At 71.2% G+C, this 19688-nt stretch carries 15 protein-coding genes; 8 read left to right on the forward strand and 7 right to left on the reverse strand.

Going from position 1 to position 19688, the window contains the following annotated elements; translation table 11 throughout:
* Positions 1-131: 131 nt before the first annotated feature.
* Both WMF44_RS22510 and WMF44_RS22515 read left to right on the forward strand, forming a co-directional pair.
* A complete protein-coding gene (locus tag WMF44_RS22510) occupies positions 132-1004 on the forward strand; it encodes an alpha/beta fold hydrolase (RefSeq protein WP_437301160.1) in 873 nt (290 codons plus the stop codon).
* Between the two features lie 128 nt (positions 1005-1132).
* Positions 1133-2368, forward strand: coding sequence for an MFS transporter (locus tag WMF44_RS22515; protein WP_437301161.1), 1236 nt, complete (start codon positions 1133-1135; stop codon positions 2366-2368).
* 206 nt (positions 2369-2574) lie between these two features.
* Here WMF44_RS22515 and WMF44_RS22520 read toward each other — a convergent pair whose 3' ends face one another.
* Together WMF44_RS22520 and serA are read right to left on the reverse strand one after the other, a co-directional pair.
* On the reverse strand, positions 2575-3600 hold the full coding sequence (locus WMF44_RS22520; protein WP_437301162.1) for a LacI family DNA-binding transcriptional regulator: 1026 nt from the start codon (positions 3598-3600) through the stop codon (positions 2575-2577).
* A gap of 66 nt (positions 3601-3666) precedes the next feature.
* On the reverse strand, positions 3667-4926 hold the full coding sequence (gene serA, locus WMF44_RS22525) for a phosphoglycerate dehydrogenase (protein ID WP_437301163.1): 1260 nt from the start codon (positions 4924-4926) through the stop codon (positions 3667-3669).
* Positions 4927-5170: 244 nt separating this feature from the next.
* Here serA and WMF44_RS22530 point away from each other — a divergent pair, with 244 nt between their 5' ends.
* Positions 5171-6337 carry a S1C family serine protease gene (locus WMF44_RS22530; protein ID WP_437301164.1) on the forward strand — a complete coding sequence of 389 codons (1167 nt, stop codon included), beginning with the start codon at positions 5171-5173 and terminating at the stop codon, positions 6335-6337.
* 74 nt (positions 6338-6411) lie between these two features.
* On the opposite strand, the gene WMF44_RS22535 is transcribed toward WMF44_RS22530, so the two are convergent.
* Both WMF44_RS22535 and WMF44_RS22540 read right to left on the reverse strand, forming a co-directional pair.
* Positions 6412-7788, reverse strand: a complete 1377-nt coding sequence (locus WMF44_RS22535; RefSeq protein WP_437301165.1) for a DUF1552 domain-containing protein — start codon at positions 7786-7788, stop codon at positions 6412-6414.
* On the reverse strand, positions 7785-9506 hold the full coding sequence (locus tag WMF44_RS22540; protein WP_437301166.1) for a DUF1592 domain-containing protein: 1722 nt from the start codon (positions 9504-9506) through the stop codon (positions 7785-7787). Before WMF44_RS22540 ends, WMF44_RS22535 begins: the two co-directional genes overlap by 4 nt.
* Positions 9507-10042: 536 nt before the next feature.
* Here WMF44_RS22540 and WMF44_RS22545 point away from each other — a divergent pair.
* The 3 genes from WMF44_RS22545 (at position 10043) to WMF44_RS22555 (ending at position 14110) form a co-directional block, all read left to right on the forward strand.
* On the forward strand, positions 10043-10852 hold the full coding sequence (locus tag WMF44_RS22545) for an alpha/beta hydrolase (protein ID WP_437301167.1): 810 nt from the start codon (positions 10043-10045) through the stop codon (positions 10850-10852).
* 103 nt (positions 10853-10955) lie between these two features.
* Positions 10956-12743: a hypothetical protein gene (locus WMF44_RS22550; RefSeq protein WP_437301168.1), complete on the forward strand. Its 1788-nt coding sequence runs from the start codon at positions 10956-10958 to the stop codon at positions 12741-12743.
* Positions 12744-12877: 134 nt separating this feature from the next.
* Positions 12878-14110, forward strand: coding sequence for a GNAT family N-acetyltransferase (locus tag WMF44_RS22555; protein ID WP_437301169.1), 1233 nt, complete (start codon positions 12878-12880; stop codon positions 14108-14110).
* A 100-nt stretch (positions 14111-14210) separates the two neighbouring features.
* On the opposite strand, the gene WMF44_RS22560 is transcribed toward WMF44_RS22555, so the two are convergent.
* Complete coding sequence (locus WMF44_RS22560; RefSeq protein ID WP_437301170.1) at positions 14211-15107, reverse strand: LysR family transcriptional regulator; 897 nt, start codon at positions 15105-15107, stop codon at positions 14211-14213.
* A gap of 380 nt (positions 15108-15487) precedes the next feature.
* On the opposite strand from WMF44_RS22560, the gene WMF44_RS22565 reads away from it, so the two are divergent.
* Positions 15488-16741, forward strand: a complete 1254-nt coding sequence (locus tag WMF44_RS22565; RefSeq protein WP_437301171.1) for an acyl-CoA dehydrogenase family protein — start codon at positions 15488-15490, stop codon at positions 16739-16741.
* Positions 16742-16979: 238 nt separating this feature from the next.
* Here the strand turns inward: WMF44_RS22565 and WMF44_RS22570 are convergent, their stop codons facing one another.
* Both WMF44_RS22570 and WMF44_RS22575 read right to left on the reverse strand, forming a co-directional pair.
* Positions 16980-17144, reverse strand: a complete 165-nt coding sequence (locus tag WMF44_RS22570; protein WP_437301172.1) for a hypothetical protein — start codon at positions 17142-17144, stop codon at positions 16980-16982.
* A 19-nt stretch (positions 17145-17163) separates the two neighbouring features.
* The gene (locus WMF44_RS22575; protein ID WP_437301173.1) at positions 17164-18570 is read right to left on the reverse strand and encodes an MBL fold metallo-hydrolase RNA specificity domain-containing protein; all 1407 of its coding nucleotides are present in this window, start codon (positions 18568-18570) and stop codon (positions 17164-17166) included.
* A gap of 477 nt (positions 18571-19047) precedes the next feature.
* Here WMF44_RS22575 and WMF44_RS22580 point away from each other — a divergent pair, with 477 nt between their 5' ends.
* Positions 19048-19626 carry a superoxide dismutase gene (locus WMF44_RS22580; protein WP_437301174.1) on the forward strand — a complete coding sequence of 193 codons (579 nt, stop codon included), beginning with the start codon at positions 19048-19050 and terminating at the stop codon, positions 19624-19626.
* The last annotated feature ends 62 nt before the right edge of the window (positions 19627-19688 follow it).

Raw genomic sequence — 19688 nt, forward strand, 5'->3', positions numbered from 1 at the left:
CGCGCCCCTCGCCTCGCTCGCCGCGCCCCCGGACCCCCATGTAGCAACCAACCAGCGATTCAACCCGTGACCGCGCGGCAGAGCGCCGGCGGCCGTTCGACGGAATCAGCGCAAGGAGACAAGGAGAGACGATGACCCTCGACGAATCCAAGCTCTCGCACCGGTTCACCGAGCACGGCGGCGTGCGCCTCCACTACGTCGAGGCGGGCGACGGGCCGCTCGTCGTGCTCCTCCACGGCTTTCCCGAGATCTGGTACTCGTGGCGCCACCAGATATCCGCGCTGGTCGAGGCGGGTTACCGCGTGATCGCGCCCGACATGCGCGGCTACAACCTCTCGGACAAGCCCGAGGGCGTCGCCGCGTACGCGATCGCCGAGCTCACCGCGGACGTGGCCGCGCTGATCCAGGCTTCCGGCGCGGAGCGCGCCGCCGCGGTCGTCGGCCACGACTGGGGCGGCGGCGTCGCCTGGGGGTTCGCGGCGCGGTATCCGGCGCTCCTCGAGCGGCTGGTCGTCCTCAACTGCCCGCACCCCGAGCGGCTGTTCGCCGGGTTCCGCACGGCGCGGCAGCTCCGCAAGAGCTGGTACATGTTCTTCTTCCAGCTCCCGAAGCTCCCGGAGCTCGCCGCGCAGAAGGACGATTTCGCGTGGCTCCGCGCGGCGGTGAAGGACGACCCGCGGCGCCCGGGCGCGGTGAGCGACGAGGATGTCGCCCATTACGTGAAGGCGTGGTCGCAGCCCGGCGCGCTCACGGCGATGATCAACTACTACCGGGCCCTCTTCCGTCCGGGCGGCCTTGGCGAGCTCGGTAGGCAGCCCCGCATCGACCTCCCGGTGCAGGTGATCTGGGGCGAGCACGATCGCTATCTCGGCTCCGAGCTCGCCGCGCCGGATCCGCGGCTGGTCCCGAACGCCCGAGTCGCCCGCATCCCCGACGCGAGCCACTTCGTGCATTACGACAGGCCGGAGAAGGTCAATCAGCTCCTCCTCGAGTTCCTGCGCTGACGCCCTCGCGCCCCCGCGGCCGCGCGGCGCTCGCGGGCGTGCGCGGCGCGACCGCCGGCGAGGCGCGTTTCCTGACGCACGTACCCGTTTGACACGGCGGAGCGACCGATCGAACCTGGCGGGCGCTCATGCTCCGCCGCATCCCTGATCGCAACATCTGGCTCGTCTTTGGCGCGATATTCCTCCTCGGCCTCGCGTACGGCATCGCCATCTCGCTCACGGCCGTCTTCCTCGATGCGCGCGGGTTCACCAAGACCGACATCGGCCTGCTCGCGTCGTGCTTCGCGCTCGGCATCGTCCTGCTCTCGCTGCCGATGGACACGCTCATCCGCCGGTTCTCGGCGAAGGCCACGCTGGTGCTCGCGCTGGTCGGGTACGCGGGGGCGGTCGGCGCCTTCCCCTTCCTGCCGAGCTTCGCCGCCATCGCCGCTGTGCGCTTCCTCGACGGGGCCTGCTCGGTCGGCATCTGGGTGAGCTGCGAGACGATCCTGCTCGCCCGGTCGGACAAGGACAACAAGGCGTTCGTCACGAGCCTCTACGCCGTCTCGATGGCGCTCGGCTACGTCCTCGGGCCGCTCTGCGCGCCGCACATCGTCGCGCTCTCCTCGATGCCCGCGGCGTTCCTCCTCTCGTGCGTGATCTCGCTGATCTCGGCCGTCCTCGTGCTCGCGCGCCTCGACCGCGACCTGCCGGGCATGTCCGAGGCCCACGGGAAGGCCGGCGCGGCGAGCGGGGCGGAGCCCTCGGCGTCCTCCGCCTCGATCCTCGCGCGCATCAAGACCGCGTGCTTCGCGACCTTCGCCTACGGCTATTTCCAGGCGTCGGTCGTGCTGTTCCTCCCGCTCTACCTGATGGCGGAGAAGGGGGTCACGCGCGATCAGACGATCCAGATCCCCGCCTACTTCGCGGTGGGCATGCTCCTCTTCACCAACGTCTTTGGCCGGATCGGCGACCGCCGCGGCCACCTCCTGCTCATGCGCGTGCTCGGCACGATCGGCACGCTGATGATCCTCGGCTTCGTGTACCTCGATCGTTACGACGCGATGTGCGTGGCCGTGTTCGTCGCGGGGGCGACGCTCGCGTCGATATCGCCGCTCAGCCTGGCGCTCCAGGGCGTCGTCACCGCGCCGCGCGACTACAGCCGCGCGAACTCGCTCTACAACGTCTTCTACGCCGCCGGGATGCTCCTCGGCCCGCCGGCGTCGAGCGCCATTTACCAGGCCGCGGGCGGCGTCGCGATGATCTACCACCTCGCGGCGCTGTGGGCCGCGTTCGTCGTGTTCACCGTCGTCTTCGCGGGCGACGACCCGGCCGCGCGGCGCAGCGCCGGAGAGCGCGTCAGCGTCCCGGTCTGGAATGAATGAGCGCTGTCCCCGCGGCGGGGTCCATCGCGGCGCTCGACGTCGAAGCCTGCCAAATCCCCTCGTTTTATTGGCATTTTAGCGAGAAAAAGAAATTGAACAGGGAGGCGGGGAGACGGGGAGATCGATGGGATTTTACTCCCCGTCTCCCCGCCTCCCTGTGAATCTCTCCGGAAATTCGATCGACCGATCGCGGATCCTCGTCGGGTTCAGAGATCGCAGCCGCACGACCGCCGGACGATCAGCTCTGTCGGCAGCTCGATCCTCCGCTCGGCCCTGCCCGTCTGGATGAGGTCCACCAGCGCCTGCACCGCGCGGTAGCCCACCCCGTCCGTCGGCGCGCGGACGGTCGTGAGCGCGGGCTCGAGGTGGCGCGCCGACGGCGCGTCGTCGAAGCCGACGACGGAGACCTCCACGGGCACGCGCTTGCCCGCGGCGCGCAGCGCCTCCATCGCGCCGGCCGCGGCGTGGTCGCACCACGCGAAGATCGCGTCGAGGTCGGCCCCCTCGCGCACCCACGCGAGCGTCGCGGCCCGCGCCTCCCGCGCGTCGAAGCCGCGGCGCATCAGGCGCGGATCCACGGCGATGCCGTGCTCGGCCAGCGCCTCCCGGTACCCCTCCGCGCGCGTCGTCGAGTCCTCGCTCTCGGGGACGCCGTGGAGGAAGGCGATCCGGCGCCGGGCGTGCGCCTCGATCAGGTGCCCCACGATGGCGCGCGCGCCGGAGGCGTTCTTGATGATCACGCTGGGCAGCGGGGCGTCCGCGGGCGACGACTGGTACATGAGCACCGCCGGGCACTTCTGGTGGACCAGCTGCTGGAGATCGGCCTCGTGGACGTAGTGGCCGAAGATCAGCACCCCGTCCGTGTTGTGCCGCCCGACGAGGCGCCGCGCCGGCGCCTCCGGCCTCACGGAGAGCAGCACGTCATAACCCGCCTCGGCCGCCGAGGCGGCGATGGCCCGCACGAGGCTGGAGATGAACTCGGTGCTGGCGTTCGGCAGGAGCAGGCCGAGGACGCCCGTCTTCCCCTGCGCGAGGCTCCTGGCGGCGGTGTTCGGCACGTAGCCGAGCTCGTCGATCGCGGCCAGCACGCGCTCCCGGGTCTCCGCGCTGTACTTGCCCCTGCCGTTCACCACGCGGCTGACGGTCGCGGGCGAGACGCGAGCGCGCTTGGCGACCTCCTCGATCCGGATCTGCGGCCGCGGCCCCGGCTGGATCGTGAACGGTGGCGACAAGGCGGGGCACCTCTCGGGGCCGGGGACTCCGGCCGGGGCGCGGCGGCGCCCCGGCCCGGCGCGGCTTCAGTAGAGCACGCGGGTGCGGATGCTCGTCTCCAGCGCCCCGATACGCCGGCTCACCTCGGCGGACACGTCCTGCGACAGGTCCATGATGAGGTAACCGATGTTGGCGTCGGTCGACAGGACCTGGCTGTCGATGTTGGCGTTCACGTCCGACACGATGCGGTTCACGTCGCGGAGCACGCCGGGCACGTTGCGGTGGACGTTGAGGATGCGGTGCGTGGCCTTGAGCGGCGGGAGCTCGACGTTCGGGAAGTTCACCGCGCCCGTCGTCGCCCCGGTGGTCACGAGCTGCGTCAGCGCGCGCGACACCTCGCGGCCGATCGCCTCCTGCGCCTCCTCGGTCGAGCCGCCGATGTGCGGCGTCAGGATCACGTTCGGGAGCTTCTGCAGCTCGGTCAGGAAGCCGTCAGAGTTCGACTCCGGCTCCTCCGGGTAGACGTCGATCGCCGCGCCCGCGAGGTGGCCGCTCTTCAGCGCCTCGGCCAGCGCCGGGATCACGACGACCGAGCCGCGGCTCGCGTTGAGCAGGTACGCGCCCTTGCGCATGTGCGCGAGCTCGGCGGCGCCGATCATGTTCCGCGTCTCCGGCGTGGCCGGCACGTGGAGCGAGACGAAATCCGACTCGGCGAGCAGCGCCTCCAGCGTCGGCAGCGCGCGGTTGTTGCCCATCGGGAGCTTCTGGGCGATGTCGAAGTAGACCACGCGCATCCCCATCGCCTCGGCGAGCACGCCGAGCTGCTGGCCGATGTGGCCGTAGCCGATGAGGCCGATGGTCTTGCCGCGGATCTCGTAGCAGGCCTTCGAGACCTTCTTCCAGGTGCCCGCGTGCACCTCGCGCGACCTGTCCCCGAGCTGCCGGGCCAGCATGATGGACTCGGCGATGATCATCTCGGCGACGCTGCGCGTGTTGCTGAACGGCGCGTTGAACACCGGCACCCCGCGCCGGTTCGCCGCGTCGAGGTCGACCTGGTTCGTGCCGATGCAGAAGCACCCGATGGAGAGCAGCTTGTCCGCCTTCTCCAGCACGCGCGCGGTGACGTGCGTCTTGCTCCGGATGCCGAGCATGTCCACGCCAGCGAGCGCGGCGATGAGCTCGTCTTCCTTCAGCGCGGAGCTCCGCGTCTCGATCTCGAACGATCGCGACCGGAACAGCTCGTGCGCGCTCTGATGGATGTTCTCGAGCAGGAGCACCTTGACGGGCTCCTTCGCGACAGGGGGGGTCGTCTGGAATTTCGTTGCTGAGGGCGTCATGGGCTTCATCCGTCAAGGCCACCTCTACCGCAACTTCGCCCTTTTGCATCCCAGGATCGGCTCCGACGCCGACGTGCGCCGACGCCGGAGCGCGGCCGTCCTGCGCGTCGGTTCACGCGTCGGTTCGCGCGCATTCGTTGCGCGCGGCAGTTCGCGCGCATTCGTTGCGCGCGGCAGACTGCCGCGCCACCGCGCAGGCCGACGGCGCGCCGCGGGGGAGACGCCTTGCCGATAGCAAGCTAGATTGCGCCGCATGCGCCACCGCAGCCACGCTCGACTCCCTGCCGTCCTCGTCGTCGCCGCGCTCGCCGCCTCCGCTGGATGCAAGGGGAAGCCCGGCCCCAGCGGCCCGTCGCCCGACGCGACGAAGGTCCCCGACGCGCCGGCGGCGTCGGCGACGATCGACACGACGCCGCCGCCCGTCCCGCCCTCGAAGGGCGCGCTCATCGAGGACGAGCGCAACTCGATCGCCGTGTTCCGCGACGTCGCGCCCTCGACGGTGTTCGTGACGCAGCAGCGGCTCGTGGTGGACCGCTTCTGGGGGACGGCCGTCGAGGTGCCCGCGGGCTCGGGCTCGGGCTTCGTCTGGGACGCCGACGGGCACATCGTCACGAACTACCACGTCGTGGCCGGAGCGCAGTCGCTCGTCGTCCGGCTCCAGGGGGAGAAGACGTTCCCGGCGAAGCTCGTCGGCGTCGAGCCGCGCAAGGACATCGCGGTCATCAGGATCGACGCCCCCAAGGACATGCTGAAGCCGATCCAGGTCGCGCCCCTGCGCGAGCCGCTCGAGGTCGGGCAGAAGGCGATCGCGATCGGCAACCCGTTCGGCCTCGATCACACGCTGACGACCGGCATCATCAGCGCGCTCGGCCGCCAGGTCCAGGGCGTGGGCGAGGTCACCATCCGCGACATGATCCAGACGGACGCCGCGATCAACCCCGGCAACTCCGGCGGCCCGCTGCTCGACTCGAGCGGGCACCTCATCGGGATGAACACGATGATCTTCTCGAAGAGCGGCAGCTCCGCCGGCATCGGCTTCGCCGTGCCGTCGACGACGATCGCGCGGATCGTCCCGCAGATCATCCGGACCGGGAAGGCCGAGCAGGTCGGCCTCGGCATCCAGCTCGATCAGTCCCGCCGCCTCGAGCGGCGCAACGGCATCCGCGGCCTCATCATCATGACCGTCGTCCCGGGCGGCCCCGCCGACAAGGCGGGCATGCGCGGCCTCTCCGAGGGCGACCGCGGGCTCGTCCTGGGCGACGTCATCGTCGGGATCGACGGCACGCCCGTCACGGACTACGACGGGCTGTACCAGGCGCTCGACGGCAAGAAGCCGGGCGACAAGGTGAAGGTCGACGTGCTCCGCGGCCCGAGCGGCGAGAAGGCCACCATCGAGGTCGCGGTCGAGCTCCTCGGCTGACCCGCCCTTCCCCGCCCCGTCCCCGAGTTATCCAGGCGCCGGCGGAGCTCGCCCGCTGCGGGCGAGCTCCTCTCTCAGGCGACGATTGTGTCGACTAGCCCGCCTTCGAGGCTCTCGTCGCCGAAGTCGTCGAGCGGGCCGCCCTGGCCGTTCGTGCAGCCGACGGCCGCGCCGATCGTGTTGAGCAGCTTGTTGATGGTGACCCGCTGGTCGATGAACTGGCCGGTCTTCAGGTAGCCCGCGGCGCCGCCGGCGAGGATGTACGGGACCCTCGAGTAGGAGTGGTACTTGTCGGCGTTGTCGTTGAGCCACACGGCCACGCCGCGGTCGAGGAGCGTCCCCGAGCCGAGATCGTACGACGAGAGCCTGTCGAGCAGGTGCTTGAAGATCCGCGCGTGGATGCGGTCGATCTGGTGGTGCAGCTCCTGCGCGCCCTCGATCGGCGGGCCGACCTCGCCGTCGCCGTCGATGCGGTGGGAGATCTTGTGGTAGCTCTTCTGCCGCACGCCGTGGATCGTGTACTCGGTCCCGTCGTTGCCGTCGCCGACCTGCAGGGTCGCCGCGCGCGTCGCGCCGCACGCCATCGCGAGCGCGATGATGTCCATCTGCATGCGGGCGACGGTCTCCACGTTCTCGGATCTGCCGACGTCCGGGGAGATCGCCTCCATCTCCGCGATCCGCTCCGGCGGGAGCGCGCAGGCGAGCCCGACCTCGAGGTCGCGGATGCTGTCGAAGTGGAGCTGCAGCCGCTCGCGGTCGCCCTGGCTGAGGTCCTTCCGGCGCATCAGCGCCTGCATCTGCTCCCGGACCAGGTCGTTCACGCTGGCGCGGCGCGCGGCCAGCGCCTTCGCGGCCGCGGCGTCCACCTCGGCGAGCCCGAAGAGCTTCTGGTACGCCTTGTACGGGTCGCGCTCGGCGGCGCGCAGCTGCTTCGGCCCGCGGTACGAGAGCACCTCGTTGATGTAACCGGACTTCCTGCCCGCGTAGAGCGTCAGCGGCTCGACGCCCGCCGGGTTGAGCTCGGTCGCGATGCGGTTGTCGATCGACTCGCCCATCGCCAGCGACTCGTTGCCCGCCGGATCCTCCGACACCCGCGCGGCCGTCAGGCACTGGTTGCCGCCGCCGGAGTGGCCGCACCCGTTGCCCGGGAACGCGAAGCGGACGCCGCGCACCAGGATCAGCTGGCTCGCGTAGTCCTTGAGCTCGCTGACCGCCCGATCGGCCTCCGCGGCCATCGACTCGGCGGTCAGCGGGCCCGGCGCGCTGGGCCAGAACATCTCCGGCTCATCGCCGACCTGCTGCGCGACGCCGTTGGCCTGGCGCATGAAGATCGCGAAGGGCGGCGCGTCCCCCGTCCCGGCCGAGGCGCGCCGCGGCGCGAAGGTCTCCAGGAACGGGAGCGCCACCGTGACGCCGAACAGGCCTCGAAGCACACGTCGTCGGGTGATCATGGCGCCTCCGCGGGAACGCGAGCGAGGAAGGGAGTGGAGGAGACGATCCGGACGATGAGCTCCTTGGTCGAGGCGCCGCCGCGCGACGCCTCGCCGAGCTCCTCGACGAGCGCCCGGTCCTCCGCGCGCGCGCCGCGGCCGTGGGTGAACTCGAGCCAGCGCTCCGCGTAGCACCCGTGCGCCTCGCTGCTCTCGGCGAGCAGCTGGCTGAACTCGACCGCGTCCGCGTAGCTCCTCGGCTGGCCGCCGAGCGTGTAGGCGTCCGCGGAGTTGACCGGCGCGCCGTTGTCGGTCGTGCGGTACTTGCCGATCGCGTCGTAGTGCTCGAAGGCGAACCCGGCGGGGTTGATGAGCGCCCCGTGGCACGACGCGCCGCACGTCCCCTTGCCCGTGTGCGCCTCGACGCGCTCGCGGTTGGTCGCGAGCTCGCCCGGCGGCAGCGAGGTCGCGTCGTCGGGCGGCGGCGGCAGCGAGGCGCAGAGGATCCTCAGGTTCACGAAGACGCCGCGGTGGATCGAGTCCGGCTGCCGCGCCGTCGCCTTGGCCGCGAGGAAGCCGAGGCGCGTGAGCAGCCCCGAGCGCTCGGCCTCGTCGAGCTCCACCCGCTCGAACTCGTCCGAGAAGTCCCCCTCGACGCCGTAGACCGCGGCGAGGTGATCGTTCACGAACGCGGTGCGCGCGGTGAGCAGGTCGGCCAGCCCGCCCTCCTCGTCGAAGACGACGTGATCCACGAAGAGCTCCGCCTCGCGCTGCATGTCGTCGCCCATCTCGGGGACGAACTCGGGGTAGAGCGCCTGGTCCTTGTTGAGGTCGTGGTACAGCTCGTAGTCGTAGAGCTGCCGGTGGAACGCGCCGACGACCTCGCGGGCGCGCGGGTCGTCGAGCATCCCCTCGGCGTAGGCGCGGACGGCCTCGCGGGTCGAGAGCTCGCCCGCCTTCGCCGCCTCGAGGAGCGCGTCGGAGGGCATCGTGTTCCACAGGGTGTAAGCGAGCTTGGTCGCGATCTCGTGTCCGCCGAGCGGGATGAGCCCGCCCTCCGCCGGCCCGGCGCCGACCTCGACGCGGTAGAGGAAATGGGGGGACTGCAGGAACGCCTCGAGCGCCGCGCGGGCGCCCGCGGTGAACGGGTCTTCGCCCTCGAAGAGCTCCTCGCCGCGGTGGAACAGCGCGACGTGCGCGTCCCGCTCCTCGTCCGTGAGCGGGCGCCGGAACGCCCGCTCGCCGAACCGCTCGACGAACGCCTGCGCCCGCGCCTCCGGCGCCTCCGGCAGATCCGCGGGCGCGATCCGACCGAGCTTGCCCGGGTCGGCGGTCACCATCGCCGCGAGCTCCTCGGCGGCGCGCTGGTAATCGCCCCAGAGGCCCGGCGTCACGAGGAGCGCAGCCTCGTTGTTGTCGAACACGCCGCCGAGCGGGTCGCTCGTGAACGACGCCGAGAGGCCAGGCCGGTCGTCGAGGCGCAGGAGGTCGCGCACCGTGTTCTCCCACTGCGCGTGGGTCAGGCGCGGAAACATGCTGCGCTCTGCGACCTCGGGCCCGGTCGGCCCAGTCGGCCCGGTCGGCCCGCCGGGAACGACGCCATCCCCGTCGCCCTCCCGCGGATCACCCACGGCGCCCGTACACCCCGAGAGCAGGAGCGCGGCGACGCTCAACCCCGCGCCCAGCAGCAGCCGCCGCCACCGCGGGAAGGCGGTCAATCGACAAGCCAGTGAGATCATCGAGCTCTCCTGATGAGCAGATCGATTGTGTACGCAGGAGACACACCCCGCCGCCAGCGCGACGAGGTGGTCAATCGATAAGCCAGTGAGGTCGCCGACCTCTCCTGAAGAAAGGCTCCGAACGAACCCGGACTGCACCAGGCAGCCGACGGTGGGCGCAGCGCCGGGTGCCACGAGGCGCCCTGCTGAAGCAGGGCGACGCGGAGCAACGACGCGACGCGCCGACCATCGGCTGCCTGGCGACAAGAGGTTTCGTTCGCTCTAAGCCAAGCAGCGAGATCCAGTTATGTAGGAAATACACTTTACTAACAACCAAAAAAAATCTCGGTCCATGGGCAGGTGCGCGACGATCGCCCTGGAGCAGACAAATCCAACGGCACCCAAAACTCTCCTTGCTCGTGTGTGTGATCTCCCATGCATGCCGGCCATCGCAGGAGATCTCGATGGCTGGCCACTCCTGACGAGGCGGTGCTGTGTCGCCGCCGCGGGAACTTCGCTGTTGCTGCCGAGCAGCGGGTTCAGCGAGCATCTGCGCGATGCGCCCCTCTCGCCGCCGCTGCTACGCCTGGTCTGCGCTGGCGCTCGCGTCGCTCGTCTCGCTCGCCGCGTGCGAGCGACGGGCAGCCCCGCCCGGGGGCGGCGCTGCGGGCACCGAGCAGCAGGCGCCTCCCGCCGCGCAAGCCGCGAGCGCGGCGGTCCCCGCCGCCGCGGTCGAGTACCTCGAAGAGATCACGGGCGGCGCGGACCGGAGCGAGGCGCTCCCCCTCGTCGTCGCGATTCACGGGCTCGGCGACAGGCCCGAGTCGTTCGCGGGTCTGCTGTCGGGCGCCGACGTCAAGGCGCGCCTCATCGTGCCGCGCGGGCTCACGCCGTACGGCGGCGGCTACTCGTGGTTTCCGCTCCAGCAGGCGCTCGCGAGCGATGAGGTCGGACAGGGCATCTTGCGCGCGGCCGCCGCGCTCGCGGCGACCATCGAGCGGGTGGCCGCCGAGCGGCCGACGCGGGGAAAGGCCATCGTGACCGGCTTTTCCCAGGGCGGCGCGCTCACGTTCGCGCTCGCGCTTCACCACCCGCGCGTGGTCGGCGCCGCCTTCCCCATGGGCGGCTGGGTCCCGTCGGCGGTGCTGCCCGGCGCAGGCGCGGCGGCTCCAGCGCTCGTCGCGCTGCACGGCGAGGACGACCGGCGCATCCCGATCGGCCCGACGCGCGACGCGATCGCGGCGCTCGATGGGCGCGGCGTCAAGGCGAGGCTGGTGAGCTACCCTGGCGTCGGCCACACGGTGAGCGGCGAGATGCGGCGCGACCTCCTGCAGCTCATCCGCGGCGCCGCCGCCGAGACGCGCTGACGCCGTCCGGACACGGCCACGGGCCTCGCCCTCACCCGCCCGGATGCGCTGTTTCCAGGGGCTCTACACGGCGCGCGCGACCTACCCTACGTTGTGCGCCCGAATGAAACAGGATCCTTCCGATCGCTTGGCGCGGTGGCTCAGCCACCCTCGCTTCTTCACGGCTGTCTTGCTCCTCGCGCTCGCCCTGGCGCTGCCCACGGTGGCGATCGCCTTCTATGCCGATGACTACATCCTGTTCTGCTACCTCGCGAAGCTGATCCCCGGCTCGCCTCCCTGGTACGATCTCTACAACTTCTTCCCCGGCGCCCCGGAGGAGACACGGGCTGCCGTCTCCATCTCCGGGCTGCCGTGGTGGACCGATCCGGGGCTCAGGATCCACCTTGTCCGCCCCCTGGCGAGCGCGCTGCTCACGCTGGAGCGCGCTGTCTTCGGCGACGCCCCGCTCGGGTACCACCTTGTCTCGATCGGGCTCTACGTCGCCCTGGTCGCGGCCGCAGGCAGGCTGTTCCTGCGGGTGCTCCCGGGCGCGACCGCGGCGCTCGCCACGCTGATCTTCGCGATCAGCGGGAATCACGTTCACCCGGTCGGCTGGATCGCGTGCCAGCACATGCTGCTCGCGGCGCTCCCGGTGGCGCTCGGGCTCCTTGCGTACCTCCGCTACCGCGAGGAAGGGTGGCGGCCCGGGCTGTACCTGGGCCCGCTCGGGCTCGGGATCGGGCTCCTCGGCGGCGAGGCGGCGCTCGGCGGGGCGGCGTACTGGATCACCTATCAGCTCGCCGGTCCCGTGCCGCCGGGCCGCGAAGATGGCTTTCGCGCCCGGGTTGCCGGCGTGCTCCCGGTGCTCGGCCTCCTCGTGTACTTCGCCGCGTACAAGGCGTTCGGCGGCGGCGCCGCGCACACCGGCGGGTATATCGACCCGCTCACGAGCCCGCTCGCCTTCGTGGCCGCCGCCGCGGAGCGGCTGCCCATCCTGATCGGCGGCGCCCTCGTGGCCGTGCCCGCGGATCTCTCCGTCCCGCTCCCCAAGCTCCCCTTCATCGCGGTCGGGCTCGCGGCGGCCGCCGGCGTCGCCCTCCTCTACCGCGCTTGCCTCCCCGCGGTCCCCGAGCGCGAGCGGGCCGCCTTGCGCTGGCTCGTCCCCGGGGCGCTCCTCGCGTTCTTCACGAGCCTCGGGGGCTTCCCCGGGTCGCGCCTGCTGCTGATGCCGGGCCTCGGGATCGCGCCGCTCCTCGCCGTCGTCGTCCTGCGCGGGCTGCGCCGCGCCCCCTCGCCCGGGGCCGCGTCATGGCCCCGCCGCGCCGGCGCCGGGTTCCTCGCCGCCGTGCACCTCGGGATCGCGCCGCTCCTGTTCCTCGCCGCCACCTCGTCGAGCGTCGATATCGCGCGCAAGCTCGAGGACATCGCCCGCACCGCGGAGATCGACGCGCCGCCCCGCAAGCGGGTCTTCATCGCGGCCGCCTCGGATCCCATGGCAGCCATGTACCCTCAGGCGATCCGCGCCCTGGAGTCGCCCGATTCGTTCTCCTGCTGGTCGATCCTCTCGATGAACAAGGGCACCCACCGCCTCACGCGCACAGGCCCGTCCTCGTTCTCCCTGGGGCGCGTCGACGGGACGATGCTGACCGGGGCGTTCGAGACGCTCTACCGCGCGCCGTCCTCGCCGATCGCAGCGGGCTACGAGGTCGGCCAGTGCGGCGCCACGATCCGGGTCGCCGAGGTCGCGGACGGGAGGCCGGTGCGGCTCGAGGTCGACCTGGGCGCGCCGCTCGAGGATCCAGGGCTCGTCCTCCTGGCGTGGCGCGACGGGAGGCTCCGCCGCGTCGCGCCGCCCGCGGTCGGCGAGGCGGTGGAGTTCCCGTGGTCGCCGGGGCCGATCGGGTTGTTCTGAGCTCTCCGATGTGATCCACGTCCCCGGAGAAGGGTTGGTAGCGCCGCTGCATCAGAAACTTGGACAGGGTCGGCGGGGTCCGGATACGAGGGACGCATGCTCGATCGCACGCCGTGGGCGAACCGCTCCTACCGATGGCGGGTACGCTCCTGAAGACTCCGTCCCTCACCGTCCGCTCCCCCGCTCCGGTCGCCGACGCGACGGCGGTGATCGAGATCGCGGCGCGCACCTTTGGCAATTACGCGAGCTTCCGCGCCGACTGCGCCGCCTGGTACGTGAACCACAGCCACTATGACTGGGACGCCTCGGTCATCGGGTTCCTCGGTGACGCGATGGTCACCCACTGGGGCGTGTGGGGTTACCGGATGCGGATCGGTCGGGCGGAGGTGCGCTGCGGCGGCATCGGTGCGGTGGCCACCGAGGCGGCCCACCGCGGGAAAGGGCTCATGGCCCGCACGGCTCCGCACAGCCTCGACCGCATGCGCGCCCGCGGCTATCACCTCTCGATCCTGTTCGGGATCGACGACTTCTACCACCGGTTCGGCTATGTGCCGGCCTGGCCCGAGTCGCGGTGGCGCGTGAAGCTCGCCGATCTCCCGGCCGCGCTGCCTCGGCTGCGCGGCCTGCGCCGGATCCCGGCGGCGCCCACGCGGGCGCTCGTGCGGCTGCACAACCGGTGGAACGCCGGCCTCACCGGCACGGCGGTGCGGCCGACCTTTCTGCGCTCGTGGAGCGGCATGCGCAAGGACGTCGAGGCCTGGTGCTGGGGCGCGGATCGCGAGCGTCCCGAAGGGCATGTCGTCGTCCAGGCGGGCAGGAGCCGGCTCGTGTGCGCCGAGGCGACCGGCGCGCCGGACGCGGCGCTCTCGGCGCTCGGGGCCCTCTGCCGGCGGAAGGCGCTCCCCGAGCTCCGCTTCGACACGCTCCCCTACCGCTCGGCGCTCGCCGCGCGGCTCCGGAGGCTGAACAGCCGCCACGAGCAGCGGTATGCGGAAAGCGGCGCCGCGATGGTCCGGGTCGTCGACCTCCCGGGGTGCCTCGCGGCGATGGCGCCGGAGCTCTCGGCCCGGCTCGCCGCGTCGGAGCTCGCGGGCTACCGCGGCGCGCTCACCCTCGAGAGCCCCGAGGAGACGGCGACGCTCCGCCTCGACCGCGGCCGCGTCGAGGTCGTCGACGGGCGGAGCGCCGCGGCGGCGCGCAGCGCGGTCCGCGGCGGCTGGGCTGTGGCGCGGCTCCTCCTCGGCTCGGACGCGCCGCTGGAGGTGTGCGACGCGGGGGAGCTCCGGCTCACAGGAGACGCCGCCCGGCTCGTCCCGGTGCTCTTCCCGGCGCAGCACCCGCAGCTCACGCTGGCAGATAGGTTCTGAACGGCGCCGGCTCGTTCGTCTTCACCCCACCTGATACAAGGCCGGTGTACCGACATCGCATGTCGCAGCAGAGGGGGATATCACCCGCGCCCGGGCAGGGTCACGACGGCGCGGCGTCGACCTCGATGGGTCGGCTGGCGAGGAGGTCGTCGAGCAAGGCGCGCAGCGCCACCGATTGGCTGGCGGCGCGGGTGTACAGCGCGGTCGCCTGAATCACCGGCAGCTCGACGTCGGGGAGCAGGCGTACGAGCGTTCCTCCTTCCAGGTCACGCAACACGAGGAATTCGGGCACGAAGGCGATGCCCAGCCCGGCCCTCGCGGCGTCCCGCGTGACGATCATGTTGCCGGTGCTCATGCGCCAGGAGACGCGCACGGTCTCCCCGCCGACCCTCCACTGGACGATATCCGGCCGCGTGACGACGGCGGCGTGCTGGGCGAGGTCGGCGGGCCTTTGGGGCATGCCGTGCTGCTCCAGCCAGCTCGGCGAGGCGACGATGACCATGGTGACGTCGGCCAGCTTGTGGCTGATCAGCTCGCTGTCCTCGATCGCCCCCATCCGGATGGCCAGGTCGTAGCCGCCGTTGACCAGGTTGACGCGCCCGTCATGGAGGTGCAGGTCGATGCGGACCGCCGGATAACGCCTCATGAACGAGAGCAGGCGGGGCGCGATCGCCGCCTGGCCATAGGCGACGGGCGCGGTGACGCGCAGCAGCCCGGAGGGAGCCGCATGGAGGCTCTTGACCTCGGCGGTCGCCTGCTGCGCCTCTCGGACGATGGGCTGGACCTTGTCGAAGAAGCGCCTGCCCGTATCCGTCAGGCTGAGCGCGCGCGTGGAGCGGATCAGCAGCGGCGCGCCGAGCCTCTTCTCCAGCAGCGCGAGGTTGCGGCTGAGGGTCGCCTTGGGCAGCCCGAGCGCCCGGCCGGCCGCGCTGAGCGAGCCTTCCTCGACGATGCGCACGAAGATCGACAGACCGGACAGATCATCGGGCTCCCTCAACGTTCCACTCCTCGAACGCGGCCGTTCCAGGGCGCCATCTGGCGCCGTCGCGGGCATCCTCGCATACTCTGGACGTGATCCTAAGCGTGGCGGCGCCGGCGCGGCGTCCCGCCTCGCGGCGATCCGCGCCGCCGTCGGCCATGCCGGTTCCCCCCGAGGCCCCGGAGGGCGCAGCGCGTGCGCCGTCGGCTCCGCCCTGCCACGACAGCCGCGCGTGCGGCCGTCCCTGCAGCCGCTGGGCTGGCTGCAGGGGCGAGGTCGTCAGCGCTCTTCGTGTTCGCTTCGATGTCGGCCCGATTCGTCGCGCCGACGCGCGTGCCCCTGGCCGCGCCGATCGGGTCGCGCCAGCCGGCCAATCTTCGCCCCGCGAGGCATAACTTATGAATCTCGAACACTCCTCGATCAGAACCGTTGCCATGAAGGCCCCCGGTCGGATGAGCCCCGCCCCCGACGCGCCGTCGTTGGAGAGCCTGGTCTCCACTGCGCGCGAGCTCGTCCCTCGCCTCCGCGAGCGGGCCCAGCAGACGGAGATCGAGCGCCGCGTCTCGGAGGAGACGAACCAGCTCTTCCATCGCGCCGGCTTCTTCCGGCTGATGCAACCGGCCCGCTACGGCGGCTATGAGTACGGCTTCACCGCGCTGCTCGACGTGATCAGCGAGATCGGGCGGGGCTGCACCTCGTCCGCCTGGGCGTGCTCGCTCGGGGCCATCCACCAGTGGCTGCTCGGATTGTTCCCGGCGCAGGCGCAGGACGACGTGTGGAGGGAAAGTCCCCGGGCCATCCTGTGCGGCTCCTACTCGCCCATCACCTCAGCGCAGGCGGTGGATGGCGGGTACCTGATCCAGGGCAAGTGGCGCTTCGCCTCGAACATCGACAACTCACAATGGGCCATGCTGGGCGTCCAGTTCCCGAAGGAGAGCGACGCCGCCCCCGGCGCCGGCTTCTTGCTCGCGCCCCGCTCCGACTGGTCGATCGAGGACGACTGGTACGTCGCGGCGCAAGCTGGCACCGGGTCCAAGACAGTGGTCATCGACAAGCCGACCTTCGTCCCGGGTCATCGGAAGCTCACCTTCGCGGAGGCCGCGTCCGGTGCGCCTCCCGGGGCCGCGGTGAACCCCAACCGCATCTACAGCATCTCCTTCCTCTCGGCGATCCCCGTCTGCCTCGTGGCCCCGCTCCTGGGTACCGCCCAAGGCGCCATCGACGCCTTCATCGATCTCTGTGAGAACCGCGTCACGCGCGGCGGCATCGGAGGCGCGGGGGCGCTCCTGAGCCAGTTCGCTCACGTCCAGTCGCGTCTGGCCGACGCCGCCGCCGCCGTGGACGCGGCGAGGCTCGTCCTCGACCGCGACATCACCGAGGTGGAGCTGACCGCGGCCCAGGGGAGGTCCGTGAGCGTCGAGAAGCGCATCCGCAACCGGCGAGGCCACGCCTACGCGGCGAAGCTGTCGCACGCCGCCATTCAGTCGCTGTTCTCGTGCGTCGGTGGCAGCAGCCTGGCGCTCGGTCAACCCATCCAGCGCATGTGGCGAGACGGCAATGCGATCGCCCAGCACATCACGCTCAACTGGGACGCCGTGTCCACCATGGTAGGCCAGCACATGCTGGGCCTCGATCCGAAGGGGGCCTACTGAAGTACGTGGCGAGACCCGGAGCGGTACCAGACGGCGATCTGAAACCGCGGCGTTCGAGGCGCGGAACAGGTCGCCGTCTCGCTGTTCACATCGAGCTGCATCTTCATGATGAGCGCGTCGACCTGGTCAGCGACGGCCACGCAGGCGCTCGGGCGGACGCAGCCGGCCCGCGGAGCGCGCCCGGTGAGCGCTGCGCAGAGAGCGCCGCATCACCTCCTCGTGAGCCGCATGAACCTCTTCAGCCGATGTCCACCATCGGCTCGCCGAGGCGCTCCGGGGCGGCGAGCTCGGACACGCATGGAGCCGGGTGGTGCTCGTCGGCCACGCCCTGCCTCGAGAGCCCCATGGGCTCGAGCAGGTGACCGGCAACGTCGAGGCGGTCGGGGCGGGGGCCGACGCCCACGATCACCAGCCACGACCGCTCAGACGATCTCCAGGAGCTCACCGGGCGCCGGGATCACGACCTCGCCGTGCCCGCGCGCGCGGAGCATCCTCGCGAGGACCTCCTGCGCCCGCGGCTCGCCGTGGACGAGCGCGATCTTGCCGAGCGGGCCGCGCTCGCGGCAGCGGTCCGCGTAGCGGAGCAGGTCGCCCTGATCGGCGTGCGCGCTGAAGCCGTTCAGGACCACGACCTCGGCCCGACGGTCCCGCTCCACGCCGAAGATCCTCACCCGCGATCGTCCCTCCACGAGCCGCCGCCCGAGCGTGTGCTGCGCCTGATAGCCGACGATGAGGATCGTGTTCTTCGGGTCCTCGATCCCGGCCTTCAGGTGGTGGAGGATCCTCCCCGCCTCGCACATGCCGCTCGCCGCGATGACGATCGAGGGCTCGGGCTCGGCGTCGATCGCCTTCGAGCCCGCGACGTCCTCGACGTAGCGAAGATCCTCGAAATCGAAGGGTGATCCTGAGCCGCGGAGGAGCGCGCGCGTCTCGACGTCGAAGCACTCGGGGTGGAGCCGGAAGACGTCGGTGAGCTTCACCGTGAGCGGCGAGTCGACGTAGACCGGCAGCCGCGGGATGCGGCCGTTCCGGCGGAGCTTCTTGAGCGCGAAGATCACCTCCTGCGCGCGCTCGAGCGCGAACGTGGGGATGTAGAGCTTGCCGCCCCGCTCGGAGGTCCGCCGGACGACGCGCGCGAGATCCTCGTCGAGCTCGTCGGTCGCCTCGTGCAGGCGATCGCCGTAGGTGCTCTCGCAGACGAGCACGTCCGCGCGCTCGGCGACCTCGGGATCGCGCAGGATCGGGCGCTCGTAGCGGCCGAGATCGCCCGTGTAGGCGACGCGCCTGTGGGCGTCGCCCTCCACGACGTCGAGCAGCGAGACGGCGCTGCCGAGCACGTGGCCCGCGTCGAGGAAGGTGAGCCGCACGCCCGGCGCGATCTCGATCGGGTGGTGGTAGGGCGCGGCGACCAGGCGGGAGATCGCCTCGACAGCGTCGTCGTCTTCGTAGAGCGGCTCGACGCGCGGCTCGTCGCTCCCCTGCTTCTCGGCGCGGCGGTTGAGGTAGCGCGCGTCGGAGACCTGGATCGCGGCGGCGTCGCGCAGCATCACGGCCGCGAGATCGCGCGTCGCCGGGGTCGCGTAGATCGGGCCTTCATAGCCGTTCTTCACGAGGATCGGCAGGGCGCCGGAGTGATCGATGTGCGCGTGGGAGAGGACGACGGCGTCGATTGCGTGGATGGGGAGAGGGAGGTGGCGGTTGCGCTCGAACGACTCGGCGCGGCGGCCCTGGTAGAGGCCACAGTCGAGCAGGATGGTCGCGTCACGCGTCCTCAGGAGGTGCATGGATCCGGTGACGGTCCTGGCGGCGCCGATGAACTCGAGGTGCACGGGCTCAATGATAGCAACCGCGCCGACAGACCGGCCAGATCATCGAGCTCCCTCGACGTTCCCCTCCTCGAACGCGGCCGTTCCAGGGCGCCGCCTGGCGGCGTCGCGGGATCTTCGCATACGCCGGACGTGCATCGAGGCCTTCCTCGATCTCTGTGAGAGCCCCGTCACGCGCGGCGGCCGCGCCGCGCGCCGCGCGCCGTCCGCTCTGGCAGGTTTGCGGAGCCGCGGAGCCGCTGGCCGGGAGGCCGTCTCTCCAAATGGATGGAAAACTGCCAACTCATTGGCAAGGCGCCACGCGCGCCCACCGGGGTTGCTACGCTGCCGCCGGACCCGGCGACGTGGAGCGGCTGTCTGGCCGCGAAGCGCGGGCGTTCGATCCGTGGCTGGAGCGCCACCCGAAGGTCCTCGCCGAGCTACTCACAACGGGCTGCGACGAGCGCGTGGCCGCCGATACGCAACACGAGGAACAGAACCATGACCTTCACTCTTCCCGAGCTCCCCTACTCCAGAGACGCGCTGGTCCCCCACATCTCGGCCGAGACGCTCGATTTCCACCACGGCAAGCACCACAACGCCTACGTCACGAAGCTGAACGAGCTCGTGGCAGCGGACGCGGCGCTCGCGGGCAAGAGCCTCGAGGATCTCGTCCGCACGACGTCCGGCGCGGTCTTCAACCAGGCAGCTCAGGTGTGGAATCACACGTTTTACTGGCACAGCATGAAGCCGCAGGGCGGCGGTGAGCCTACCGCCGCGCTCCGTGCGGCGATCGACGAGGCGTTCGGAAGCGTGTCGTCGTTCAAGGAGAAGTTCACCGCCGCGGCCATCGGTCAGTTCGGCTCGGGCTGGGCCTGGCTGGTGAAGAATGGCTCAGGCAAGCTGGAAATCGTGCAGACGGGCAACGCCGGGAGCCCGCTCACGGAGGGCAAGACGCCGCTGCTCACGTGCGACGTGTGGGAGCACGCGTATTACATCGACTACCGCAATGCCCGGGCGAAGTACGTCGAGGCGTGGTGGAACCTGGTGAACTGGGACCACGCCGCCTCGAAGCTGTGACCGGCGCGCTCCCGCGAAGGGGGCGTCGAAGCCGCTCTGTGTCAGGCATGAGGGCGACCAGC

The organism is Sorangium sp. So ce426, from assembly GCF_051475585.1.
Classification (GTDB): Bacteria; Myxococcota_A; Polyangia; order Polyangiales; family Polyangiaceae; genus Sorangium; species Sorangium cellulosum_B.